The organism is Herbaspirillum sp. C9C3, assembly GCF_013359625.1.
Taxonomy (GTDB): Bacteria; Pseudomonadota; Gammaproteobacteria; order Burkholderiales; family Burkholderiaceae_D; genus Herbaspirillum.
Window position 1 is genome coordinate 89,673 of the sequence record NZ_JABFMQ010000010.1, and the last position, 23,334, is coordinate 113,006.

Annotated in this window: 20 protein-coding genes; 18 read left to right on the plus strand and 2 right to left on the minus strand. The window is 66.2% G+C overall.

Features of this window, described 5'->3' with window-relative positions; genetic code table 11:
* The first annotated feature begins 37 nt into the window (after positions 1-37).
* From HNO82_RS11935 to HNO82_RS12020, 18 genes are read left to right on the plus strand one after another with little or no spacing between them, the layout of a single operon-like run.
* On the plus strand, positions 38-379 hold the full coding sequence (locus HNO82_RS11935; protein ID WP_175343867.1) for a (2Fe-2S) ferredoxin domain-containing protein: 342 nt from the start codon (positions 38-40) through the stop codon (positions 377-379).
* Complete coding sequence (locus HNO82_RS11940; protein WP_175343868.1) at positions 372-4,460, plus strand: cobaltochelatase subunit CobN; 4,089 nt, start codon at positions 372-374, stop codon at positions 4,458-4,460. The genes HNO82_RS11935 and HNO82_RS11940 overlap by 8 nt, the downstream gene beginning before the upstream one ends.
* The gene (locus tag HNO82_RS11945) at positions 4,457-6,433 is read left to right on the plus strand and encodes a putative cobaltochelatase (protein WP_175343869.1); all 1,977 of its coding nucleotides are present in this window, start codon (positions 4,457-4,459) and stop codon (positions 6,431-6,433) included. The genes HNO82_RS11940 and HNO82_RS11945 overlap by 4 nt, the downstream gene beginning before the upstream one ends.
* 11 nt (positions 6,434-6,444) lie before the next feature.
* Positions 6,445-7,167 (plus strand): cobalt-precorrin-7 (C(5))-methyltransferase, encoded by a 723-nt coding sequence (locus HNO82_RS11950; RefSeq protein ID WP_008329521.1) that lies wholly within the window; start codon positions 6,445-6,447, stop codon positions 7,165-7,167.
* Positions 7,164-8,741, plus strand: a complete 1,578-nt coding sequence (locus HNO82_RS11955) for a precorrin-8X methylmutase (RefSeq protein WP_175343870.1) — start codon at positions 7,164-7,166, stop codon at positions 8,739-8,741. The genes HNO82_RS11950 and HNO82_RS11955 overlap by 4 nt, the downstream gene beginning before the upstream one ends.
* Positions 8,741-9,931 carry a cobalt-precorrin-5B (C(1))-methyltransferase CbiD gene (gene cbiD / locus HNO82_RS11960; protein WP_175343871.1) on the plus strand — a complete coding sequence of 397 codons (1,191 nt, stop codon included), beginning with the start codon at positions 8,741-8,743 and terminating at the stop codon, positions 9,929-9,931. Before HNO82_RS11955 ends, cbiD begins: the two co-directional genes overlap by 1 nt.
* On the plus strand, positions 9,928-10,686 hold the full coding sequence (cobI, locus tag HNO82_RS11965) for a precorrin-2 C(20)-methyltransferase (RefSeq protein ID WP_175343872.1): 759 nt from the start codon (positions 9,928-9,930) through the stop codon (positions 10,684-10,686). Before cbiD ends, cobI begins: the two co-directional genes overlap by 4 nt.
* On the plus strand, positions 10,683-11,459 hold the full coding sequence (gene cobM / locus HNO82_RS11970) for a precorrin-4 C(11)-methyltransferase (protein ID WP_008329515.1): 777 nt from the start codon (positions 10,683-10,685) through the stop codon (positions 11,457-11,459). The genes cobI and cobM overlap by 4 nt, the downstream gene beginning before the upstream one ends.
* Positions 11,456-12,259 (plus strand): cobalamin biosynthesis protein, encoded by an 804-nt coding sequence (locus HNO82_RS11975; RefSeq protein ID WP_175343873.1) that lies wholly within the window; start codon positions 11,456-11,458, stop codon positions 12,257-12,259. Before cobM ends, HNO82_RS11975 begins: the two co-directional genes overlap by 4 nt.
* Before the next feature lie 19 nt (positions 12,260-12,278).
* A complete protein-coding gene (gene cobJ, locus HNO82_RS11980; RefSeq protein ID WP_175343874.1) occupies positions 12,279-13,838 on the plus strand; it encodes a precorrin-3B C(17)-methyltransferase in 1,560 nt (519 codons plus the stop codon).
* Between the two features lie 2 nt (positions 13,839-13,840).
* Positions 13,841-14,968 carry a CobW family GTP-binding protein gene (locus tag HNO82_RS11985; RefSeq protein WP_175343875.1) on the plus strand — a complete coding sequence of 376 codons (1,128 nt, stop codon included), beginning with the start codon at positions 13,841-13,843 and terminating at the stop codon, positions 14,966-14,968.
* Between the two features lie 31 nt (positions 14,969-14,999).
* A complete protein-coding gene (gene cobO, locus HNO82_RS11990; protein WP_008329511.1) occupies positions 15,000-15,602 on the plus strand; it encodes a cob(I)yrinic acid a,c-diamide adenosyltransferase in 603 nt (200 codons plus the stop codon).
* A complete protein-coding gene (locus tag HNO82_RS11995) occupies positions 15,602-16,933 on the plus strand; it encodes a cobyrinic acid a,c-diamide synthase CobB (protein WP_175343876.1) in 1,332 nt (443 codons plus the stop codon). Before cobO ends, HNO82_RS11995 begins: the two co-directional genes overlap by 1 nt.
* Entirely contained in the window at positions 16,930-17,601 is a 672-nt protein-coding gene (gene bluB, locus HNO82_RS12000) for a 5,6-dimethylbenzimidazole synthase (protein ID WP_175343877.1), read from the plus strand. Before HNO82_RS11995 ends, bluB begins: the two co-directional genes overlap by 4 nt.
* Complete coding sequence (gene cobU, locus HNO82_RS12005) at positions 17,598-18,209, plus strand: bifunctional adenosylcobinamide kinase/adenosylcobinamide-phosphate guanylyltransferase (protein WP_175343878.1); 612 nt, start codon at positions 17,598-17,600, stop codon at positions 18,207-18,209. The genes bluB and cobU overlap by 4 nt, the downstream gene beginning before the upstream one ends.
* Entirely contained in the window at positions 18,203-19,162 is a 960-nt protein-coding gene (cbiB, locus tag HNO82_RS12010) for an adenosylcobinamide-phosphate synthase CbiB (protein ID WP_175343879.1), read from the plus strand. The genes cobU and cbiB overlap by 7 nt, the downstream gene beginning before the upstream one ends.
* A complete protein-coding gene (gene cobD / locus HNO82_RS12015) occupies positions 19,155-20,165 on the plus strand; it encodes a threonine-phosphate decarboxylase CobD (RefSeq protein WP_175343880.1) in 1,011 nt (336 codons plus the stop codon). Before cbiB ends, cobD begins: the two co-directional genes overlap by 8 nt.
* Positions 20,158-21,627, plus strand: coding sequence for a cobyric acid synthase (locus tag HNO82_RS12020; protein ID WP_175343881.1), 1,470 nt, complete (start codon positions 20,158-20,160; stop codon positions 21,625-21,627). Before cobD ends, HNO82_RS12020 begins: the two co-directional genes overlap by 8 nt.
* Before the next feature lie 54 nt (positions 21,628-21,681).
* Here HNO82_RS12020 and HNO82_RS12025 read toward each other — a convergent pair whose 3' ends face one another.
* Positions 21,682-22,881: an alginate lyase family protein gene (locus tag HNO82_RS12025; RefSeq protein WP_175343882.1), complete on the minus strand. Its 1,200-nt coding sequence runs from the start codon at positions 22,879-22,881 to the stop codon at positions 21,682-21,684.
* A 230-nt stretch (positions 22,882-23,111) separates the two neighbouring features.
* Positions 23,112-23,309, minus strand: a complete 198-nt coding sequence (locus HNO82_RS12030) for a hypothetical protein (protein ID WP_008329502.1) — start codon at positions 23,307-23,309, stop codon at positions 23,112-23,114.
* Positions 23,310-23,334: the final 25 nt, after the last annotated feature.

Sequence of the window (23,334 nt, forward strand, 5' to 3'; positions counted from 1 at the left end):
TGGGTCCGATCCGTCGGGGAAAGAAAGCAAGCAAGCCATGAGAACTCATCATCGTCACGTGCTCATGTGCGTGGGTCCGCGTTGTACCGACAATGGCGTGCTGGCCGAAGCCATGTTCGGCGTGTTGGGCGAGCAGATCGACGCCCGCCCCGCGCTGCGCGTCAAGCGCACCCGAACCCACTGCATGGTGGCCTGCAAGGCGCAGGCGCCGGTGCTGGTGGTCTATCCCGAGGGGGTCTGGTACCGCTGCGAGGATGCCAGCGCCATCGAGCGCGTCGTAGTGGAGCACCTGGAAGGCGGACGCGAGGTGAGCGAGCTCATCTTCCATCGCCTGGGCAGCGGCGACGTGCTGCCGCAACCGGAGTTCGGCGATGTCTGAACCCTTGCCCCGCATCGTCCTGCTGACCCACGCGCCGACCGACCTGGCCCTGCTGGCGGCGGCGCGCAGCCAGTTGCCGTCCGACTTTGCGCCACTGGCGGGGCATGATCTGCAGGCCCTGCAATCCCGTACCGACGAGCAAGGCCAGCCCCTGCGCACGCTGGCCACGCTGCTGCGTTCGGAGCTGGCCAGCGCGCAGGTGATCGTGCTGCGGGTGCTGGGCAGGCTGGGTGCGGTGAGCGGCGTGGGTGAATTGTTGCGGGTCGCGCGTGCGCAAGGGCGTCACCTGATCCTGCTCTCCGGCACCGGCGAACCCGATGCCGAACTGGCGGCAGCCTCCACCGTCGCAGCGGACGTGCAGCAGCAGGCACTGGCCTACTTCAACGGTGGCGGCAGCGTCAATCTGGCGCAACTGTTGCGCTATCTGTCGGATCGCCTGCTCTTGAGCGGCTATGGCTATGAGCCTGCGCAAGCCTTGCCGGAACACGGCCTCTACCATCCCGATCTGGAACAGGATGCCAGCCTCGATGACTGGCTGGCCCTGCGCGCCAGCGCACCCGCAGGCAAGCCCGCCGTGGGCATCATCTTCTACCGCGCGCACTGGCTCTCTGGCAATACCGCCTTCATCGATGCACTGGTCGCGGCGCTGGAGGCGCGCGGCATGGATGTGCTGCCGGTCTTCACTTCCTCGCTGCGGGTGTCTGCTCATCGTGGCGCGGACCTGCCGCCCGCGCTGGCGTATTTCGCCCGGGGCCGGGTCGACCTGATCATCAATACCACCAGCTTCGCCATGGGCGAGATCACGGCAGGCGGGGTCACACCAGCCGGCTGGTCGGTGTCGGTGCTGGAACAGCTGGACCGCCCGGTGCTGCAAGCCATCACCAGCGGCATGACGCAAGACCAGTGGCAGCATTCCACGCGCGGCATGAACCCGCTGGATGCCGCCATGAATGTGGTCTTGCCGGAATTCGATGGCCGCATCATCGGCGTACCGCTGTCCTTCAAGCACACCACGGACAGTGGCGTGGTGCAGTATCAGGCCCTGCCGGACCGCGTGCGCCGCCTCGCCGGTCTGGCGCAGCGGCTGGTGCGGCTGCGCTGCACGCCCAATGCGCAAAAGCGCATCGCCTTCATCTTCACCAATTCCAGCAGCAAGGCCGCGCAGATCGGCAATGCCGTCGGGCTGGATGCGCCCGAGTCGCTCATGGCCGTGCTGCGCGCACTGGCTGCTGACGGCTATGCCATCGGCGAACTGCCCGCGACCGGCACGGCCCTGATCCACGAACTGGTGGACCGTTGCTCCTACGACGATATCCTCCTCACCGAAGACCAGTTGCGCCGCGCCGCCGCGCGCATTCCGGCCGCGCGTTACGCGCAGTGGTTCGCCGCCTTGCCCGCGGCCTTGCAGACGCGCATGCAGCGCCAGTGGGGCGCCGCACCTGGTCAGGCTTATGTTCACGATCAGCACCTGGTCATTGCCGGCCTGGACCTGGGCAACGCCTTCGTGGCCCTGCAACCGCCGCGCGGCTACGGCATGGACCCGGACGCCATCTACCACCAGCCCGATCTGCCGCCCACGCATCACTACTACGCCCTGTACCGCTGGCTGGATGAAGAATGGGGCGCCGATGCCATCGTCCACGTCGGCAAGCACGGCACGCTGGAGTGGCTGCCGGGCAAGGGCGTGGGATTGTCTGAAGAATGTTTCCCGGATGCCCTGCTGGGTGACGTGCCGCTGTTCTATCCCTTCATCATCAACGATCCCGGCGAAGGCTCGCAGGCCAAGCGCCGCGCCCACGCCGTGGTGGTGGATCACCTGACCCCACCGATGACCACCGCCGACAGCTACGGCGCGCTGGCCCAGCTGACGCAGCTGGTGGACGAGTATTACCAGGTCGAGGTGCTCGATCCTGCCAAGCTGCCGTTGTTGCAGCAGCAGATCTGGGAGCTGGTGCGACAGACCAATCTGGAGTCGGACCTGCAATACAAGCTGCTTCATCACGATCATGATCACCATCATCATGGACATCACCACCATGATGACCACCATCACCCGCACGACCACGCCCACGAAGACGGCACCTTGCCCCATGCCCTCACCGAACTGGACGGTGCCGGTGTGGCGCACCTGATCGAGGATCTCGATGGCTACCTGTGCGAACTGGGCGCGGCCCAGATCCGCGACGGCCTGCACATCCTCGGCCGCATGCCCGATGCAGCGCAGCTGCCCGACATGCTGGTGGCGCTCACGCGCCTGCCCAATCAGGACTTGCCGGGCCTGCAGGAAGAGGTGGCGCGCCTCTTCGGCCTGTCGCTGGACATGCTGCTGGAGCACAAGGGACGGCGCCTCAACATCGATGACGCCCTCGCGCGCACTGCCGGTCGCGCCATCGTCACCCGTGCCGATGCGCTCGAAGCCATCGACGCACTGTGCCTGTCGCTGATGCAGTCGCTGCAGCAGCAAGACTTTGCCGTGCAGGCCATCGATGGCGTGATCCAGTCGCTGCTGGCGCCCTTGTTCACCGCGCCCGTCGAAGAAAAACCGCGCCTGCAACCCACCCTGCAAAAGAGTGCAGGCAGCGTGCTGGGCGGCATGCGCGCCATGGCGCGACCGCTTGCTCCGCAAAAACGTGCCGCACCGGTAGCGACGATCAAGCCGACCGATACCCGCGCCCTGGGCCGCATCCTCGCCTTCACCTGCGAACAACTGGCGCCGCGTCTGCAACGCACCCACGAAGAAATCGGCAACCTGCTCAATGGCCTGCGCGGTGGCTACATCCCGGCTGGTCCCAGTGGATCGCCTACGCGCGGCATGGCGCACATCCTGCCCACCGGCCGCAATTTCTATTCGGTCGATCCCCGCAGCGTGCCCTCGCAATCGGCCTGGCGCGTGGGCCAGCAACTGGCGCGCGAAGTGCTTCAGCGTCACCACCGCGAAAGCGGCGACTATCCCGAGAGCGTGGCCATCAGCATCTGGGGCACCAGCGCCATGCGCACCCACGGTGATGACGTGGCGCAGATCCTCTCGCTGATGGGCGCGCGCCCGGTCTGGCGCGAGGGCAACCGGCATGTCGCCGGTGTCGAGCTGGTCCCGCTGGAGCAATTGCAGCGCCCGCGCATCGACGTCACCACGCGCATCAGCGGCTTCTTCCGCGATGCTTTCCCGCAACTGATCGAACTGATCGACGATGCCGTGCAGCTGGCCATTGCCGCCGATGAACCGGAAGACATGAACTTCGTGCGCAAGCATTACCTGCGCGACCTGCAGCAGGCCATGCAAAGCGGACTGGGTCAGGCCGAAGCCGCTGCCCAGGCGTCCTACCGCGTCTTCGGCGCCAAGCCGGGCAGCTACGGCGCCGGCATCCTGCCTCTGATTCAGGAAAGGAACTGGCAGGACCAGGCCGACTTCGCCGAGGCCTACATCAACTGGGGCGGCTACGCCTATGGTCGCAAGGTGCAGGGCACCGACCAGCGCGAGGCATTCCGCCAGCGCCTCTCCGGCGTGCAGGTCGCCTTGCACAATCAGGACAACCGCGAGCACGACCTCTTCGACAGCGACGACTACCTGCAATACCACGGCGGCATGATCGCCACCATTCGCGCCTTGTCCGGCCAGCAGCCGCGCCATTACTTCGGCGACAGTCACGACCCGCAGCGCGCTGCCGTGCGTGACCTCAAGGAAGAGACCCTGCGCGTCTTCCGTGCCCGTGTGGTCAATCCCAAGTGGCTGGCCAGCATCCGTCGACACGGCTACAAGGGTGGACTGGAACTGACGGCCACCGTCGATTACCTGTTCGGCTACGACGCCACCGCGCAGGTGCTGGAAGACTGGATGTACCAGCAACTGGCCGAGAGCTACGGCTTCGATCCGGCCATGCGCGAGTTTTTGGAACAGGCCAATCCCTGGGCCCAGAACGCCATCGCCGAGCGCTTGCTGGAAGCCGCCAGCCGTGGCATGTGGCAAACACCGGCGGTACAGACACTCGAACAGTTGCGCACACTCTACCTGCACAGTGAAGCCCTGCTGGAAGCCCGCGGCGAGACCGTGCGCGGCAGCGAACATACCAAGGACATGCAATGAGCGCAGCAGTCAACGGCCCCGCGTCTTATCCCTTTGCCGCCATCGTCGGCCAGCCGCTGCTGAAGCAGGCGCTGCTGCTGTGCGCAGTCGATCCGTCCATCGGTGGCGTGCTGGTGCGCGGTGACAAGGGCAGCGCCAAGAGTACCGCCGCACGGGGTCTGACCCAGGTGTTGCCGGCCATCACCCTGGCCGAGGGCTGTGCCTTCCACTGCGCGCCCGGTCAGCCGGCTACTGCCTGTACAGTGTGCAATACAGCACCAGTACACTTTCCGGCCACCGTCCCCTTCGTGAACCTGCCACTGGGGGCCACCGAAGACCGCGTACTCGGTTCGCTCGATCTGCAACAGGCCCTGCAAGGCGGCCAGCGTGTGTTCCAGCCGGGCCTGCTGGCGGCGGCCCATCGCGGCATCCTCTACATCGATGAAGTCAATCTGCTGGCCGATCACCTGGTGGACGTGCTGTTGGACGTGGCGGCCATGGGGGTGAATTCGGTGCAGCGCGAGGGGCTGTCCATCAGTCACCCGGCGCGCTTCACGCTGATCGGCACCATGAATCTGGAAGAGGGCGACTTGCGGCCGCAACTGCTGGACCGCTTTGGTCTCATGGTGGAAGTGAGCGCACCGACCGACAAGACCGTACGCGCCGAGGTGGTACGCCGGCGCATCGCCTTCGAATCCGATCCCGCCGCCTTTGCCGAACGCTGGCAGTCGCAGCAGGACGCCTTGCGCCTCCAGGTCGCCGAGGCGCAAGGTCTGCTGGCCGAGGTGGTGCTGGACGATCCCATGCTGGAACTGAGCAGCCATCTCTGCTGCGAGTTCGAGGTGGCCAGCCTGCGCGCCGACATCGTCATGCACAAGGCCGCGCGCGCCATCGCGGCCTTGCAGGCGCGCAAGCGTGTCACCCCGGACGATGTGCGTGAGGCCGCCTTGCTGGTGTTGCCGCATCGCCGCCGTCGCAAGCCCTTCGAGCAGAGCGGCATGGATCAGGACAAGCTCGATGAACTGGTCGACCAGGCGCGCCAGCCTGAACCGCCACAACAGCAAGGTTGCGGTGACGAGTCGCCGGATCAAGAACCGGCCGAGCCGCCGCCGTCTGAAGATGCTTCGCAAGAACAGCAAGGCGAGGGTGGTCAACAGACCTTCGCTATCGCCGCCACCGGAACGGCCCGCAAGATCAGCGTCGCCACCACGGCCCGGGCATCGGCCAACGTGGCCAGCGGCCGCCGCAGTGCCGTGGCCGATGCCAGCCGGGGCAGCGCCGTGCGCGCCGTACCGGACGCCAATCCGGACCGGCTGGCCATCGGTGCCACCCTGCGCAGCGCTGCCGTTCGGGGCGCCCTGGCCGGTGAGACAGGCGAGCCACTGAGCATCACCCGCGCCGACCTGCATCGTCAGGTCCGCAGCGGACGCGGCGCCAACCTGATCGTCTTCGTCGTGGATGCCTCCGGTTCCATGGCCGCACAGCGCCGCATGGAAGCAGTCAAGGGTGCGGTCCTGGCCTTGCTGACCGATGCCTACCAGCGCCGTGATCAGCTGGCCGTGATCGCCTTCCGTGGCGAGCAGGCGCAATTGCTGCTGGCCCCGACCCGCAGCGCCGACCTGGCCGAGCAGGGCCTGCGCGAACTGCCCACCGGGGGCCGCACACCGCTGCCGCATGCGCTGCAACTGGCGGCGCAGATGCTGCAACAACAGACGCAGGAAGCACCGCCCCTGCTGGTGATCCTGTCCGACGGCAAGGCCAACGTCAGCCTGCCCGGCAGCAGCGGCGAGCCCTGGAGCGAAACCCTGCAAGTCGCACAGACCCTGGCTGCGCAAGGCGTGCCCGCGCTGGTGCTCGATACCGAATCCGGCTACCTGCGCCTGGGCCGCGCGGCGCAACTGGCCGAGGCGCTGGGTGCGCCTTGCCTGACCCTGGAACAACTGACCGGCGACGCCCTGGCGTTGACCGTGCGCGCGCAACTGGGCGCGCGCTGAAAGGAAAGAACATGATCATCTGCATCGGCGCCGGTCCCGGCGACCATTCCTACCTGACCCTGCGCGGCGCGGACCTGATCCGCAATGCCGACGTGGTGGCCGGCTTCAATGCCGTGGTCGATGTGGTCAAGGACCTCATCCCCGCCAGCGCGCAAGTGGTGCTGATGGGTTACCGCGATCAGGTTGCCAGGCTCGACGAAGTCGCCGCCCTGCATCACGCCGGCAAGCGCTGCGTGGTGGTCTTCATGGGCGATATCCACTTCAGCGGCTTCCAGTATCTGGAACGGGTGGAGCGCGCCTGCGGCCATCGCGTGGAAACTCTGCCGGGCATTTCCTCGGCCCAGATCCTCGCCTCCAGGGCGCGTGTGTGCTTTGATGAAACAACGTTCATCACCTTCCACCGGCGCGGCGATCTGGAGCCCTTCAAGCGCCATCTGGTGAACGTCTTGAACGATGGACGCAATGCCATCGTCATCCCCTGTCCGTGGGATGCGGCGCGCTCCTTCATGCCGCGTCACATCGCTACCTATTTGCTGCAACAAGGGGTCAGCCCGGACCATCCCGCGGAAGTCTGGGAAAACCTCACCCGGGGCGACGCCGAATGGCATGGCAAGCTGGCCGACTGTGCCGACCAGGAATTCAGCGACATGAGCATCATGCTCATCCGCACGCTCACGCCCATGGCCAGCCAGATCGAACCACCGCCGCAAGCAGCCAGCGGAGCCACGGCATGAATAGCCCGCGCAAGTCAGCCGTGGTGATCGCCGGCCACGGCAGTCGCGATCCCGATGCCCTGCGCGAATTCGAGGCGCTGGTAGCGCTGGTGCGTGAACGCGCCGAGGGACGCATCGTGCGCCATGGCTATCTGGAATTTGCCGCGCCCACCATCTCGGAGGCTGCCGCCGCCTGCGTGGCCGAGGGCGCCACCGACGTGGCCGTGGTACCCGGTGTGCTGCTGGGGGCGCGTCATGCCAAGAACGACATGCCAGCCGAACTGCTGGCGCTGGCGCGGGATTATCCGCAGGTCGATTTCCATTTCGGCGCGCCCATGGATCTGCATCCGCTGCTGCTGCAACTGGTACAGCAGCGCGTGGTGGAAGCCGAGGCCGGTTCTGAAGAAATCATCCATCGCCAGGATGCCTGTCTGGTGCTGGTCGGGCGCGGTACCACCGATCCCGATGCCAATGGCGAGATCGCCAAGCTGGCGCGCATGGTGCAGGAGGGCATGGGCTTTGGCGGCGTCAAAGTCTGCTTCTCGGGCACGGCCACGCCGCTGGTGCGGGATGGCCTCTCGCAGGCTGCCGGTGAAGGCTGGCAGCGGCTGGTGGTGCTGCCGTTCTTCCTCTTCGATGGTGTGCTGGTCAAGCGCATCTATGCCGCCGCCGACGAGCTGATGCTGCGCGAGCCGGGTGTGGAAGTGCTCAAGGCCGCTTATCTGGGCGTGCATGCGCACGTGGCCGATGTCATGCTGGAACGCGCCCGCGATGCCGCCGAAGGCCGCGCCGCCATGAACTGCACGCTCTGCAAGTACCGGGTGCAGATCGTCGGTTTCGAGCAGCAGGTCGGCGAGCCGCAGCGGGCACATCACTTGCAGGTGCGCGATCTTTCTGCGCGCGAGCAGCAGGCCCCGCTCGTCAGTGGCACCGCCCCTTACGTAGCGCATCCCATCGAAGCCGAGAGCATGGAAATCATCCAGGCCGGGCGCGACTGGGGCGGCTTCCCGCCCGAGCAGCTGACCGTCTTGCAGCGCCTGGTCCATACCAGCGGCGACTTCGCCGTGGCCGATGAAATCTATTTTTCCGCTGGTGCGGTTCAGGCCGGGATGAAAGCGCTGTTGCGCACCAAGCGAGTCGTCACTGATGTGACCATGGTGCAAACCGGTCTCAAGCGCGCGGTGCTGCAACAGCTGGGCGTAGAGACATGGTGCGGCGTACATGATCCAGAATCGCACCTGATGGCCCGGAACCTGGGCATGACGCGCTCGGCGGCGGGGATTCGCCGTGCCTGGCAGAAGTTCGGCAATGACCTGGTGCTGGCCATCGGAGATGCACCCACCGCCATCACCGAGGCGGTACGCCTGATCCGCGAGCACGGCTGGCGTCCGCAACTGGTGATCGGCTTGCCGGTCGGTTTCGTCGGCACGCGCGAGAGCAAGGAGGAACTGCGTCGCTGCCTGCAGGTGCCGCGCATCACCAACAGCGGCACGCGCGGTGGTTCGCCCTGGGCGGCCAGCGTGGTCAATGCCCTGATGATCGATGCCATCGCCTGGCTGGTCGCCCGGGAAGCGCAGAGCGAAAGTGTGCAGTAATGGACGCGCCCCCCGAGCTGCAACGGGCCGAGTATGACCTCGCCGTACTCGCCCCCAATGGCTTGCGTCGTGGCCGCAGCACCGGCAGTTGCGCGACCGCAGCGGTACGCGCCGCACTCTATCGCCTGCTGGGCGGCATGAGCGTGCAGCACGCCGAAGTCAGCCTGCCGGATGGACTGCATTATCTGAGCGTACCAATCAAGACGGTCACGCTGATCGATGCCGATACCGCCCAGGCCGAGGTGCTCAAGGATGGCGGAGACGATCCCGACAATACGCACGGCGCCACCATCGTGGCACAGGTGCGGCGCAATGCGGCAGGGGAGATCCGTTTCTTTGCGGGCCAGGGCGTGGGCACGGCCACCATGCCGGGCTTGCGCGTGGCCGTCGGTGAACCCGCCATCAACCCGGTGCCGCGCGCCATGATGCGGGCCGCCGTGGCAGAGGTGTTGGCGGAGTTGCAGTCGGGCGAACCGGCCTGTGGTTTTGATCTGACCATCGGTTGCCGCGAGGGCCTCGCCATCGCACCCAAGACCTTCAATCCCAAGCTGGGTATCGTCGGCGGCATTTCCATCCTGGGCACCTCCGGCATCGTGGAGCCGATGTCCATGGCCTCCTGGATCGCTTCCATCGAGGTCTACATCCGCGTGGCCCTGGCCGCCTGTGCGCCGGGGGATGCGGTGGCCTACCTGCCGGGCAAGATCGGCCGCGTCTTCGTGGCGCAGACACTGGGCCTGCCGGACAAGCGCAGCGTGCAGATCGCCAATTTCCTGGGCGATGCGCTGGACTTCACCCAGAAGGCGCTGGCCGAGGAGGGCAGGACACTGCCGCTGCTGTGGCTGACCGGGCATCCCGGCAAGCTGGCCAAGGTATTGGATGGGGTGTGGGATACGCATTCCAGCAAGAGCAACATGGCCATGCAGGGCGTGGCCCGCGTGGCTGAAGAAATGAATACGGCAGGGCAGGGCGTGCTGTTTGACGCCACCCTGCTGCAGCAAATGAAGGAAGCCAATACGGTGGAAGCAATCATCACGCTGGTCCGCCAGCAGGACGTCGGACTGTCGCGCCGCCTGTGGCGCGAGATCGAAACCCGCATCGCCGTGCTTGCCCATGCGCGCGTGCCGGCAGTGCAACGCATCGAAGTGCGCCTGTTCGACCTCGATGGAGAGCAACTGGGGGCAGGCGCATGAGCGGGCGTCTGACCGGCATCGGTGTCGGCCCCGGCCCCGCAGGCTACCTGCCGCTGGCAGCCATCGCTGCGCTGCGCGGTGCCGACCTGATCTACATTCCGCGCGCACGCGGGGCCGACCTGTCGGTGGCCCTGCAATGCCTGGAGGGCGTGGAGTTCGACCGCAGCCGTCTGTGCGAGATCGAGTTCAACATGGACCCGGATCGTCAGGTCCTGCAGGAACATTACGCGCAGCTCGGCCAGCAGTTGTCCGAACAATTGCGGCAGGGCCTGGAGGTGGTCTACCTCACCATCGGTGATGCACTGACCTATTCCACTTATGGCTACGTGCTGGCCGCCGTGCGCGATCTCTATCCCGAGTGCGACTGCGTGACCTTGCCCGGCATCACCAGCTACGCCGCTGCTGCCGCCGCGCTGGAATGGCCGCTGGGCGTGGGCAAGGAGCGCACGCTGATCCTGCCTTGCCCGGAGGACCCAGCGAGTCTGCGCGCCGAGATCGAAAGCCACGACATCGTGGTGCTGATGAAAGTCGGCGCACGTCTGCCCTGGGTACTGGCGCTGCTGCGCGAGATGGACATTGCGCAGCATTGCGGCTTTGCCCGTCGCATCGGGCTGGATGGCGAAGTGCTGGTCAGCGACCTCACCACGCTGGATGCGGCAGAGGCGAGCGGCTACCTGGCCGTGCTGCTGATCCGCAAGACGACGCAGGCGCAACGTCACCGCGCGCCGCAAGCATCATCGAAAGGAAATCCATGAAAGTCTATTTCGTCGGTGCCGGTCCTGGTGCCGCCGACCTCATCACCCTGCGCGGTGCACGCCTGCTGGGCCAGGTGCGTATGGTGCTGTACGCCGGTTCGCTGGTGCCCACCGCCTTGCTGGAACATTGCCACCCCGAGGCCGAGATTGTCGACACCGCCGCACTCGATCTGGAGCAGCAGCAGGCCTGCTACGTGCGTGCGCAGCAACAGGGTATCGACGTGGTGCGCCTGCATTCGGGCGACCCGGCGATCTACGGGGCGACGGCGGAACAGATGCGGCGGCTCGATGCCCTGGGCATCGCCTATGAAGTGGTGCCGGGCGTGTCGTCCTTCACCGCTGCGGCGGCCGCCGTGTCGGCTGAACTGACCAAGCCGGAAGTGTCGCAGAGCGTGATTCTGACCCGTGTCTCGGGCCGTGCCTCGGCGGTGCCCGAATCGGAATCGATTGCCTCGCTGGCCGCGCACCGGGCGACCATGTGCATCTTCCTGTCCGGGCCGCACCTGAAGAAGATCGTCACCGACCTGCTGCTGCACTATCCCCCCGAGACGCCCGTCACGCTGGTCTATCGCGCCACCTGGCCGGAGCAGCGCGTCTATCAGGGCCGGCTCGACAAGGTGCTGGAAGAGAACAAGCGCGGGGAGTGGAATCTCACCACCATGATGCTGGTCGGTGCCGCGCTGAACAAGGAGCAGGTGGCCGAATCCAGTCTGTACTCCAAGGACTTCACGCACCTTTTCCGCGTGGTCAAGAAGAACAAGGATGCCGCATGAATCCGCCCGTCGTCCCGGCAGACCTGGGCCTGTGGCCCGTGCGCGCCGAGGCGGTGGCACTGGCCATGCACTTGCAGGACTGCCTGGGCGGTGAACTCTACCGGCCCTGGCTTCATGCAGAGGGCGGCCTGTCGCAGCGCCAGCAGTTTGCCCTGGCCTACCGCCGCCACCGGCAGTGGATCATGATTGGTGCGACCGGCATTGCCGTGCGCTTCCTCGACGGCCTGCCGCAGGACAAGCACCGGGATCCCGCCCTGGTGGTGCTGGATGAGGCGGGACGTTTTGCCATCCCCTTGTTGGCAGGGCATGAAGGCGGTGCCAACAGCCTGGCCTATCGCGTGGCCCAGATCACGGGCGCGCAGCCGGTGGTGACCACCGCGACCGAAGCCGTCAAGCCGCTGGTGCTGGGCATCGGCTGCCGCAAGCTGGCCTCGGCCGAGCAGATCGGCCGTGCCGTCGCGCAGGCACTGGAACAGTGCCCCGGTGCCGCACTGTCCCAGGTGCGCGAAGTGGCCACCATCGATATCAAGGCCGGGGAACCCGGCCTGCTGGCCTTTTGCGCTACGCATGGCTTGCCCTTGCGCGTGATCGCGCGCCAGCAAATCGCCCAGCGCGCCTGGGTGGGCAAGCCCTCGGACTGGGTGCGCCAGAACGTGGGCGTGGAGGGCGTGTGCGAGCCGGCGGCGTTGATCGCCAGTCCGCGTGGACGGCTGTTGCTGGGCAAGAGCGCGCTGGAGGGCGTGACCGTGGCCATCGTCGATGATGGCGATGGCTGGCGCAGTTTCATGGAAAATCCGTAAATCATTTGCAGGAAACCCGATGGAAGCAGTCAAGAAAAAAGGCGTATTGAACCTGGTCTCGGTCGGCCCCGGTTTCGAAGAGATGATCATCCCGCGCGCCATTGAAGCCTTGCGCGAGAGCGAGGTCATCGTCGCCTACGCGTTGTACCTGCGCTGGATCGCCGCGCATATCGAGGGCAAGGAGATTCATACTCCGCCGCTGACCCAGGAGCGCGAGCGCGCCTTGCTGGCCATCGAACAGGCCCGTGCGGGGCGGCGCGTGGCCCTGATCTCCAGCGGCGACATCGGCATTTACGCCATGGCCGCCCTGGCCTTCGACGACATGCGCGAGGACGATAGCTTCGAGGTCAATATCATCCCCGGCGTGACCTCGGCCAATGCCTGCGCCTCGCTGCTGGGTTCGCCGCTGTCGCATGATTTCGCCACCTTGTCGCTGTCCAACCTGCTGTGCCCGTGGTCATGGATCGAGCAGCGCGCCAGTCACATCGCCCAGGCGGACCTGGCCTGCGTGCTCTACAACGTGCAGAGCGCGGGACGGCAGGAGGGCGTCTACCGCATCCTGCAACTGATGCTGGAACACAAGGCCCCGCATACCCTGTGCGGGGTGGTGCGCAATGCCTATCGCCCAGGGCAGCAGGTCTCCATTCATCGCCTGGATGAATTGCCCGGCCTGCAGTTCGACATGCTGACCTCGATCGTCATCGGCAACCGCTTTACGCAGCGCAAGCGCGACTGGATCTTTACCCCGCGCGGCTACAACGACTGGAGCGAACAGGCGCAGGCGCCTGAGGCGGCACAACTGCCGCGCCGGGCGGTGTGGGTCTTTGCGGGCACCAGTGACGGCAACCAGCTGGCGCGCGAACTGGCCGGGCAGGGCGAGCGCGTGGTCATTTCCACGGCGACCGCCTATGGCGGCGAACTGGCCAGCCAGGATTGTCCGGGTGCCCAGGTCTGGTCCGGCCGCCAGGGTGTGGAGGCGCGCCGACAAGCGCTGCGCGACAGCCAGGCGCGGGTGCTGGTGGATGCGACCCATCCCTTTGCGGTGCAGATGTCGCAGCAGTTGATGATGCTGGCGCAGGAGCTGGGCCTGCCGTATCTGCGCTATGAACGTCCGAGCGAGATCGCTGCCGATGACCCCTATGTCTGCGCCGACATGACAGAAGCCGCCGGGCGCGCCATCGCCCTGGGCCGCCGCATTTTCCTGGCTACCGGCTCCAAGGATCTGGGCAGCTTCCTGGGGGCACCCGGCGCGGCGGGCAAGCAATGGTTCGCCCGCGTCACGGCCGATCCGGACTTCCTCCGGCGCGCACTGGAACTGGGCCTGCCGCGCGCCCACCTGTGCGCCATGCAGGGACCGTTCTCGCAGGCATTCAATGAAGCGCTGTGGCGCGACTGGGGTATCGACTGCGTGGTGACCAAGGATTCCGGCGAGGCCGGGGGCTACCGGGCCAAGGTCGCGGCTGCGCGCGCCCTGGGCATCCCTCTGGTGACGGTGCGTCGACCTGGACTGGCCTATGCGCAGGTGGCGCACGATGTGCCCACCCTGCAGGCGCAACTGGCAGCGTTGGCCGGAGCCTGAGCATGGCCAGTCTTCAGTCGTCCATGCCGCCTGCCTTGCCGCCGATCCCGGTGACGGTGGTCACGGGCTTTCTGGGGGCGGGCAAGACCACCTTGCTGCGCGGCCTGGTACAGCGTCGCCAGTCGCGGCGACTGGCCTTGCTCATCAACGAGTTCGGCGAGGTCGCCATCGATGGCGACCTGTTGCGCGCCGAAGGCGATGCGCAGGGCCAGGTGCAGATCCAGGATTTCGCCCATGGCCTCATCGCCTATGGCGACGATGAACATTTCGTTCCCGCCATGCTGGCCCTGGCCGCGCGCCGCGCGCAGATCGACCATGTGCTCATCGAGACTTCCGGTCTGGCCTTGCCCAGTGCGGTGATGGAAGTGTTGCAATCCCCTGAACTGGCACCGCACTTCGTGCTGGACGCCACGCTGGCCGTGGTCGACACGCCGCTCCTGCTGGAACAAGCCTTCGCCAGCGGCGATGCCGTACGCGATGCCACGGCGCAGCTGTTCGCCCGGCAACTGGAGTGCGCCGACGTGGTGGTGCTCAACAAGATCGACGGCATGGACGAAGCGCCCTTGCTGCAAGCAGAGCAAACGGTACGGTCACTGGCGCCCAACGTGCGCTTCCTGGAGCTGGCCTATGATGCGCGACTGGATATCCGTCTGGCGCTGGGCTTGCGGCTGCACCAGGCCGGTACGAGCGTGCATCATCACTACACGCCGGTGGCCATGCCGGGCGAGCGCGCCACGGTGGCGGCCGAGCAGTGGCGCTTCAACGGCCATGCGCATTCCGGCCTGGGGGCGCACAGCCACGGCTTGTCCACCCACAAGCATTTCCACGAGCAGGACCCCGGCTGGCAATCCTTCACGCTGCGCAGCACCGATGCGCAGGATGCCGAAGCCCTGCGCCGCGCCGTGGTCGCCGTGGCGCTGGACCAGCCCATCCTGCGCAGCAAGGGCTTCATCGTCGCCGGCCACGGACGTACCCAGTTGCTGCAAGCCGTGCGGGCGCGTGCGGTGGTGGCCGAGGCCGGTGGCGGCAAGCGGGTCGGGACTTCGGAGCTGGTCTTCATCGGTTACCATCCCAGCCGCGCACGTGTGGCGCAATTGCTGTCCTCGCTGACGGCGACCGACTGGCATTGATTTCGCAGCAGCATCAAGAAAGAAGCACATCATGAAAACCGACCCCGAATCGCACAAGCGCATGACCCAGCGTCACAAGGAAGGCTTCGAAAAGAAGAAGGCCGCCGCCCGGAAGGAGAAGGGCCTCCTGATCGTCAACACCGGCACCGGCAAGGGCAAGTCCAGCGCCGCCTTCGGCATGGGCATGCGCATCCTCGGCCACGGCATGCGGCTGGGCGTGGTGCAGTTCATCAAGGGCGCACTCTACAGCGCCGAACGTGACTTTCTGGGCAGCCACGCGCGATGCGACTTCCATGTGGTCGGCGCAGGCTACACCTGGGACACCCAGGACCGTGAGGCCGACATGCGCACCGCTGCACGTGGCTGGGCCGAGGCCGTGCGCATGATCCAGGACCCCGGCTATGACATGGTGATCCTGGATGAACTCAACATCGTCCTCAAATACCAGTATCTGGATCTGGAGGAAGTACTGCGGGTATTTGCGGCGCGCCGCGAGATGCTGCACATCGTCGTCACCGGTCGCCATGCACCGGAGGCGCTGATCGAGCAGGCCGATCTGGTCAGCGAGATGCGCCCGCTCAAGCATCCCTACAAGGAGCAGGGCGTGAAAGCGCAGAAAGGCGTGGAATTCTGATGACGCATCCGGATTACCGCTGCCCGGCCCTGTTCATCTCGGCCCCGGCTTCCGGCCACGGCAAGACCACCATCACCGCCGCCCTGGCCCGCTTGTACCGGCAGCAGGGCAAGCGCGTGCGGGTGTTCAAGACCGGCCCCGATTTCCTCGATCCGATGGTGCTGGAGCAAGCCAGTGGCCAGCCGGTGATCAACCTTGATCTGTGGCTGGGAGGCGAAGATCATTGCCGCCGCCAGGTGGCGTTGGCTGCCGCCGAATCGGATGTGCTGCTGGTCGAGGGCGTGATGGGCCTCTTCGATGGCGAGCCCAGCAGTGCCGACCTGGCCCAGTTGCTGGGCATTCCCGTCGTGGCCGTGATCAATGCGCGCGGCATGGGCCAGACCATCGGCGCACTGGCGCAGGGCCTGCTGGCCTATCGTCCCGAGCTCAAGTTTGCCGGGGTACTGGCCAATGGCGTAGCCAGCCCGCGCCATGCGCAGATGTTGCGCCAGGGTTTGCAGAATGCGCGGCCCTCGGTGCCACTGTTGACGGGGCTGCAGCGCGACATGCAGTTCGCCTTGCCGGAGCGCCATCTGGGCCTGGTGGCCGCGCCCGAGATCGCCGATCTGGAGGCACGCCTGGATGCCGTGGCCGAAAGAATGTCAGCGACTTCACTGGCCAATCTGCCCGCGCCGGTGGACTTCGGTACGCCTCCGCCGGAACGCGCCTTCCCGCGCCTCCTGGAGGGCAAGACCATCGCCGTGGCGCGCGATCTGGCATTTTCCTTCATCTACACCGCCAACCTCGATCTGCTGGCGCTGATGGGTGCGCACGTGAGCTTCTTCTCGCCGCTGGCCGATGAAGCACTACCCGATTGCGATGCGGTCTGGTTGCCGGGCGGTTATCCCGAACTGCACCTGCCGGCCTTGCAGGTCGCGCAGCGCACCCAGTCCAGCCTGCGTGCCCATGCCGAGACCGGCAAGCCGCTCTATGCCGAATGCGGCGGCATGCTGTTCCTGCTGGAGACCGTCATCGCCGGTGACGGCAGCAGCGGCCAGCTGTGCGGCATCCTGCCCGGCCAGGCGACGGTGCAGCCGCGCCTGCAAGGTCTGGGTTACCAGACTCTGCAACTGAACCTGCCCGGTGCGGTGGGCGAGCATCTGCGCTGCCATACCTTCCACTATTCGCGGGCGGTGGTCGGGGCGCAGTTCATGGCGCGTGGCGAGCGACTCTTCGATTCCTCGGAAGGGGAGGTGGTCTATCGTCGCGGTCAGGTCACGGCCAGCTATCTGCATGCGTATTTCCGCTCGGCGCCACGGACGGTAGCGGCGCTGCTTGGTGGGGCGCCATGACGCAAACTGTTTCGCATCGCTATCCTCAGGCGCAGATCGATGCGCTCTATCGCGTCATCCGCGAGCGCCGCGACATGCGCCATTTCCTGCCCGACCCGGTCGCGCCCGAGCTGTTGGAACGCCTGCTGCAGGCGGCCCATCAGGGCCCCAGCGTGGGCTTCATGCAGCCCTGGCGCTTCATCCGCATCCGCAATCAGGCGCTGCGCCAGCAGATCCATGCCCTGGTGGAACAGGAACGCATCGCCACTGCCCGCGCACTGGATCAGCGCGAGGACGAGTTCATGCGTCTGAAAGTGGAAGGCATCCGCGAGTGTGGCGAATTGCTGGTGGCTGCGCTCATGGATCAGCGCGAGCGCCATGTCTTCGGTCGTCGCACCTTGCCGCAGATGGACCTGGCCTCGCTGTCCTGCGCCTTGCAGAACATGTGGCTGGCCGCGCGCGCAGAAGGGCTGGGCATGGGCTGGGTGTCGCTGTTCGAACCGGCCGCGCTGGCCCGTTTGCTGCACCTGCCCGAGGGCGCCGAACCGGTCGCCGTACTCTGTCTGGGTCACGTCCCCGCTTTCTATGACAAGCCCATGCTGGAACAGGAGCAGTGGGCCAGCCGCCAGCGCCTGCAAGACCTGGTCTTTGAAGACCGCTGGCCCGTGCAAGGAGACCTGCAAGCATGACCACCGCATCCTCGAACCGACACCGCAGCCTCATCTTTGGCGGCGCCCGCAGCGGCAAGAGCGCCCATGCGGAACGCCTGGCGCTGGCCGCATCACGCGGCGGCGCGCGCGAGATCGTCTATCTGGCCACCGCCAGTCGCGCCGCCAACCGCGACGACGCCGAGATGCAGGAGCGCATCGCCCATCACCAGCAACGCCGCCGCGCGCTGGGTGCACACTGGAGTACCGTGGAAGAGCCACTGGCGTTGGGCCACGCACTGCGCTGCCTGAGCCGGCCCGAGACCGTGGTGCTGGTCGACTGCCTCACCGTCTGGCTGGCCAACCTGCTCTTTGCCGAGGGCGTGGACTATCCGGAACTGGGACCGGTCACGCCGCCCCCGGCCTTCGCGCAGCAACGCGCCGATTTCCTGCTGGCCCTGGAGGAAGTGCAGGGGACCGTCATCCTGGTGTCCAACGAAGTCGGCATGGGCATCGTGCCGCAGGGGGCCATCTCGCGCTGGTTCGTCGATGAGGCGGGGCGGCTGAACCAGGCCGTGGCTGCGCTGTGCGAACGCGTGCAATGGGTCGCCGCCGGCTTGCCCTTGACCTTCAAGGACAGCGCGTGCTGAGCGGCTTGTCCTTGCCCTGGCTGGCGCTGCTGATGGCGCTGGGCCTGGCCCTGGATCTGCTGCTGGGGGAAGCGCGGCGCTGGCATCCGTTGGTCGGGTTCGGCAATCTGGCCAAGCGCATCGAAGCGCGGCTCAATCACGCCCCGGCCTTGCGCCTGCGTGGCGTGCTGGCCTGGTCGCTGGCAGTGTTGCCGCCGGTACTGGCCTGCACCTGGCTGCTGGCCGCGCTGCCCGTCTGGATGGCGGCATGGATCCATGCGGTGCTGCTGTATTTCTGCATCGGACTGCGCAGCCTGCGCGAGCATACCTTGCCGATTGCACAGGCGCTGGCGCAGCGGGACTTGCCGCTGGCGCGGCGGCTGACTTCCTTGATCGTCAGCCGTGAGACGCGCCAGTCCGACGAAGCCGAGCTGGCCAAGGCCGGGGTCGAATCGCTGCTGGAGAATGGTAACGATGCCGTCTTCGGTACCTTGTTCTGGTTCCTGGTGGCGGGTGGCCCGGGCGCCTTGCTGTTTCGCCTGGCCAATACCCTGGACGCCATGTGGGGTTACCGCAATGCGCGCTTCCTCTATTTCGGCTGGGCCGCGGCGCGCATTGATGATGCCCTCAACTGGTTGCCTGCGCGACTGACCGCCTGCTCTTATGCCTGGCTGGGCCAGCGTCGCCAGGCGCTGGATTGCTGGAAGACGCAGGCGCCTGCGTGGAGCAGCCCCAACGCCGGTCCGGTGATGGCGGCGGGCGCCGGAGCACTGGGCCTGGCCCTGGGCGGTCCGGCCCGGTATGACGGCCAGCTCGAAGAGCGCCCGCCATTGGGATCGGGCCTGCCGCCGCAGGGACCGGATATCGTCCGTGCCTGGCGCCTGGTGGCCATGAGCACGGCGCTCTGGCTGGCCGTGGTGGGCGCCCTGGCGCTGCTGAGCCTGGTCACCGGGGTGGGGGCGAGCCATGCTTGAGCACGGTGGCAACCTCGACGCGGCGGCCCGCCATTATGGTCGTCCGCGCAGTGACTGGCTGGATATCTCCACCGGCATCAACCCGCGACCCTACCCGGCAGCTGCACCGGCGGCGCACGCCTGGCACCGCCTGCCCGAGCCGTCACACGCGCTGGAGCAAGCGGCCTGTGCGTATTACGATGCGCCGCGTCTGCTGGCCGTGGCAGGCACCCAGGCGGCGATTCAGGCGCTGCCGCAACTGCGTCTGCAACAACAGCGCCGCCCTGCACAGGTAGTGGTGGCAGCCCCCATCTACGCGGAACATGCGCACTGCTGGCGGCGTACGGGGCATGCCGTGCGTGAAGTCGCGTACGCCGATCTTGATCAGGCCGTGCGCGAGACATCGTGCGAGGTGCTGGTGCTGTGCAATCCCAACAATCCGACCGGTGCCCTGGTCGCGCCGGCGGACCTGCTGCGCTGGGCGGCCCTGCTGGCCGGGCGGGGGGGCTGGCTGGTGGTCGATGAAGCCTTCGGCGATACCGTCAATGGTTACAGCGTGTGCGCACACAGCCACCAGCCGGGCCTGATCGTGCTGCGTTCGGTCGGCAAGTTCTTCGGGCTGGCGGGCTTGCGGCTGGGCTTTGTCGGGGCGGCAGCCCCTTTGCTGGATGCGCTGGCTGACTGGCTCGGGCCGTGGTCCATCAGCGGTCCGGCCCAGCAGATCGGCAGCGCGGCACTGCTCGACCGCCCTTGGCAGGCTGCGACGCGACAGACCCTGTTGACCGAAGGCGCGCGCCTGCATGCGCTGCTGGCGCAGCATGACATCCGCGCCAGTGGCACGGCATTGTTCCAGTGGTGGCCCGAAGCTCAGGCGCCGGCGTTTCATGAAGCGATGGCGCGCGCCGGCATCTGGGTGCGCCTTTTCACGCGCGGTGCTGGTGGTATCCGCCTCGGACTGCCGCCGGATGAGGCGGGTTGGGTACGCCTGCAAGAGGCCCTGAACAGATGGAGTCAACGTGGCTGATTTTCCTTTTCATACCCTGATGATCCAGGGCACCACGTCGGATGCCGGCAAGAGCACTCTGGCCGCTGCGTTATGCCGCCTGCTGAAGAAGGATGAGATCAGCGTCGCTCCCTTCAAGCCGCAGAACATGGCCTTGAACAGTGCGGTGACCAGCGACGGTGGCGAGATTGGACGCGCTCAGGCCCTGCAGGCGCAGGCCGCCGGCATCGCGCCGCACACCGATATGAACCCGGTCTTGCTCAAACCCTCCAGTGATACCGGCGCCCAGGTCATCGTGCAGGGCAAGGTACGCGCCGATATGAACGCCCGTGACTATCACCGCTACAAGACCGAAGCCATGCAGGCCGTGCTGCAATCCTATGCGCGGCTGCGCTCGCAATATGCCTGCGTGATCGTGGAAGGCGCCGGCAGTCCGGCCGAGATCAATCTGCGCGCGCGCGACATTGCCAACATGGGTTTTGCCGAAGCGGTCGATTGTCCCGTCATCATCGTGGCCGATATCGACCGGGGTGGTGTTTTTGCGCACCTGAGCGGCACGCTCGATTGTCTTTCCGAGAGCGAACGGGAACGCGTGATCGGCTTCGTCATCAACCGCTTCCGTGGCGACATCAGCCTGCTGCAAGGGGGGCTGGACTGGCTCGAGGCCCGCACCGGCAAGCCCGTGCTGGCGGTGCTGCCCTACCTGCATGGGTTGCACCTGGATGCCGAGGATGCGGTGGCAGCCACGCAGGAGAGTCGCGGCCAATTCCGTATCGTGGTGCCGGTCTTGCCGCGCATCAGCAACCATACCGACTTCGATGCACTGCGCGCCCATCCCGATGTCGATCTGCGCTTCATTGGCCCGGGCCAGCCGGTGCCGCCGGCTGATCTCATCATCCTGCCCGGCAGCAAGAATACCCGCGGGGATCTGCACTGGCTGCGGGAACATGGCTGGGAGGCGGCCATTGCCCGTCATCTGCGCTATGGCGGCAAGCTGATCGGAATCTGTGGCGGTTTCCAGATGCTGGGGGAGAGCGTGGATGATCCGCATGGTGTGGAAGGCGTGCCCGGCAGCAGTGTCGGTCTCGGCCTGCTGCCGATGCGTACCGAACTGAGGCGAGACAAGAAGCTGCTGCAGGTTAGCGGCCACTGTGTCTTCAGTGAGACGGCTGCAACGGTCAGCGGCTACGAGATCCACATGGGCGTGTCTTCCGGCCCGGCGCTGGCGCGTCCTGCGTTCGTCATCGAGGGGCGCGGCGAGGGTGCGCAATCGGACGACGGGCAGATCCTGGGTAGCTACCTGCACGGCATGTTCGATACACCGCAAGCCTTTGGCGCACTGCTGAGCTGGGCGGGATTGGCGGGCAGCGCGCCGGTCGATCTGGATGCCTTGCGCGAGGCCAGCCTGGAGCGTCTGGCCGAATCCTGCCGGCCCTTGTATGACGCCTTGCGGCGGGTACCGACACGGTTTGCGCGGAAGTAATACGGCAGGCCAAGCGCACCTCTGAATGCGTGGCGCTGCCGGAGGGGCGGCTTGCTAACGCAAGGTGTACATCAAGGTGCCATAGCCGGTCTGGTCGTAACCACCACTGTTGGGTCCGTAGTCGCCGCCGCCGCCTTCCGGCCGCACCTTCTCGGCGAAGCGTTGCAAGGCGGGTGCGGGCAGGCCTTTGAGCACCACATAGTGCTGGTACAGCAGTTCCCAGATGGGGCGTAGTTCGCCACGGCCTGTGGGCGAGATGGTTTCCTGCGTCACGTCGCTGTTGTGATAGGGTGTGAAGGGGACGGCATCGCCCAGGTTGTAGCGCGCCACATATTCGGCACCGCGCAGCAGTCGATTGTTCTCGTACCCGAACAGGTCATCACCCTGGTTCCAGGCCATCTGGCAGAACGTGCCCGCAAGGGCCAGGTCCAGCAGGCTGTGTCCCTGGTCGCGGCCACTCTCCTGAATCTGGCCAAGACCGTCGGGATAGAGCGTCCAGACCAGATTGTTGATGGCACCATTGCCTGCTCCCTGCTTGAAGTAGCGGACGGCTTCCTGGTAGAGGTCGTGGCGATCGGCCAGGATCCCGATCGCCATCATCGAACTCATGTTGGCAAGGTCCCAGTTGGCCCAGTAGTGATCGATGCGGGCCCCATTGTGGCGCGTCAGGAAGTCGTGATTCATCGGGTAGAAGACCCGTAGCATCATGCCCTTGAAAGCGCTGAAGCCGCCGCCGGGCCAGTGTGGATAGTCGCGCAGGAGTTCTCCCGCGTTGGCCAACTGGTAGCCATAGATGCCCGATGCCAGGAAGCGGTCCGAACTGCCTTCGATGGCCTGCAAGGTGCTGGCCCATGCGTCAAGCAGGAGCGTGGCGCGTGCAGCGTAGCGATCATCACCGCTGATTTTCCAGCGCAGGGCCAGGGCGTAGGCTGCGGCGGCATCGTTGAACAGGCGGCTGTAGTTTTCGGCATGTCCTGCTCCATCCTTGCCGCGATAGATCACCGGAACCGCTGCCGGCTGTCCGTCGAGGCCGGCGTGGCGGTTGCCGGTGAGACGCCGCCAGCCTGCGGTCCAGGGCTGGTCCATGGCGGCCAGGCGGGTCTTGATCCGGGTGAAATCCGCAGTGGTGTGCAAGCCGCCTGGATGAACGAAGGCACTGCCTTCGGCCACTGCCAGCGGCGCGCTTGCCGCGCACAGGCAAAGCAAGGCGATACGAAGTGTATCTCGGGTGGTCTGAAAGAAAATTGTCAGCATAGCGTGCGCGTGAAGGGGCAACAGTGGGGTGTCCTGTAAAGCCTGGCATCACTGAACCGGGCTCGTCCTCTGACTGCGTAACATTGGCTGGGTTCAGCTCAGATCACAGGCGTTTCACGTGTCTTGTCCTGTGACCGCTGGCCTGCCCCGGCGGCACAATGCCGCATGTCAGCCAAAGAAAATCCCGGCCTTGCGGGCCGGGATGCGGTTGGGGGAGTGGCGCAGAAGAGTCAGGCCAGGGCTTCCTTGGCGGCTTCTTCCGGGGTGAGGCCATCGTAGTAGAGGTCGGTGAACCATTCCACCTGTTCTTCGATGTGCTCCTGTGCCTGGTCCAGCGTGGCGCCGCCCTTGACCAGGAATTGCTCGACTTCGGTACACCATTGGATCAGGGCTTCAGTTTCCGGGTCCAGTTTCTCTTTCTTGGGCATGTTGCCTCCTTGCTTCGGTAATGAT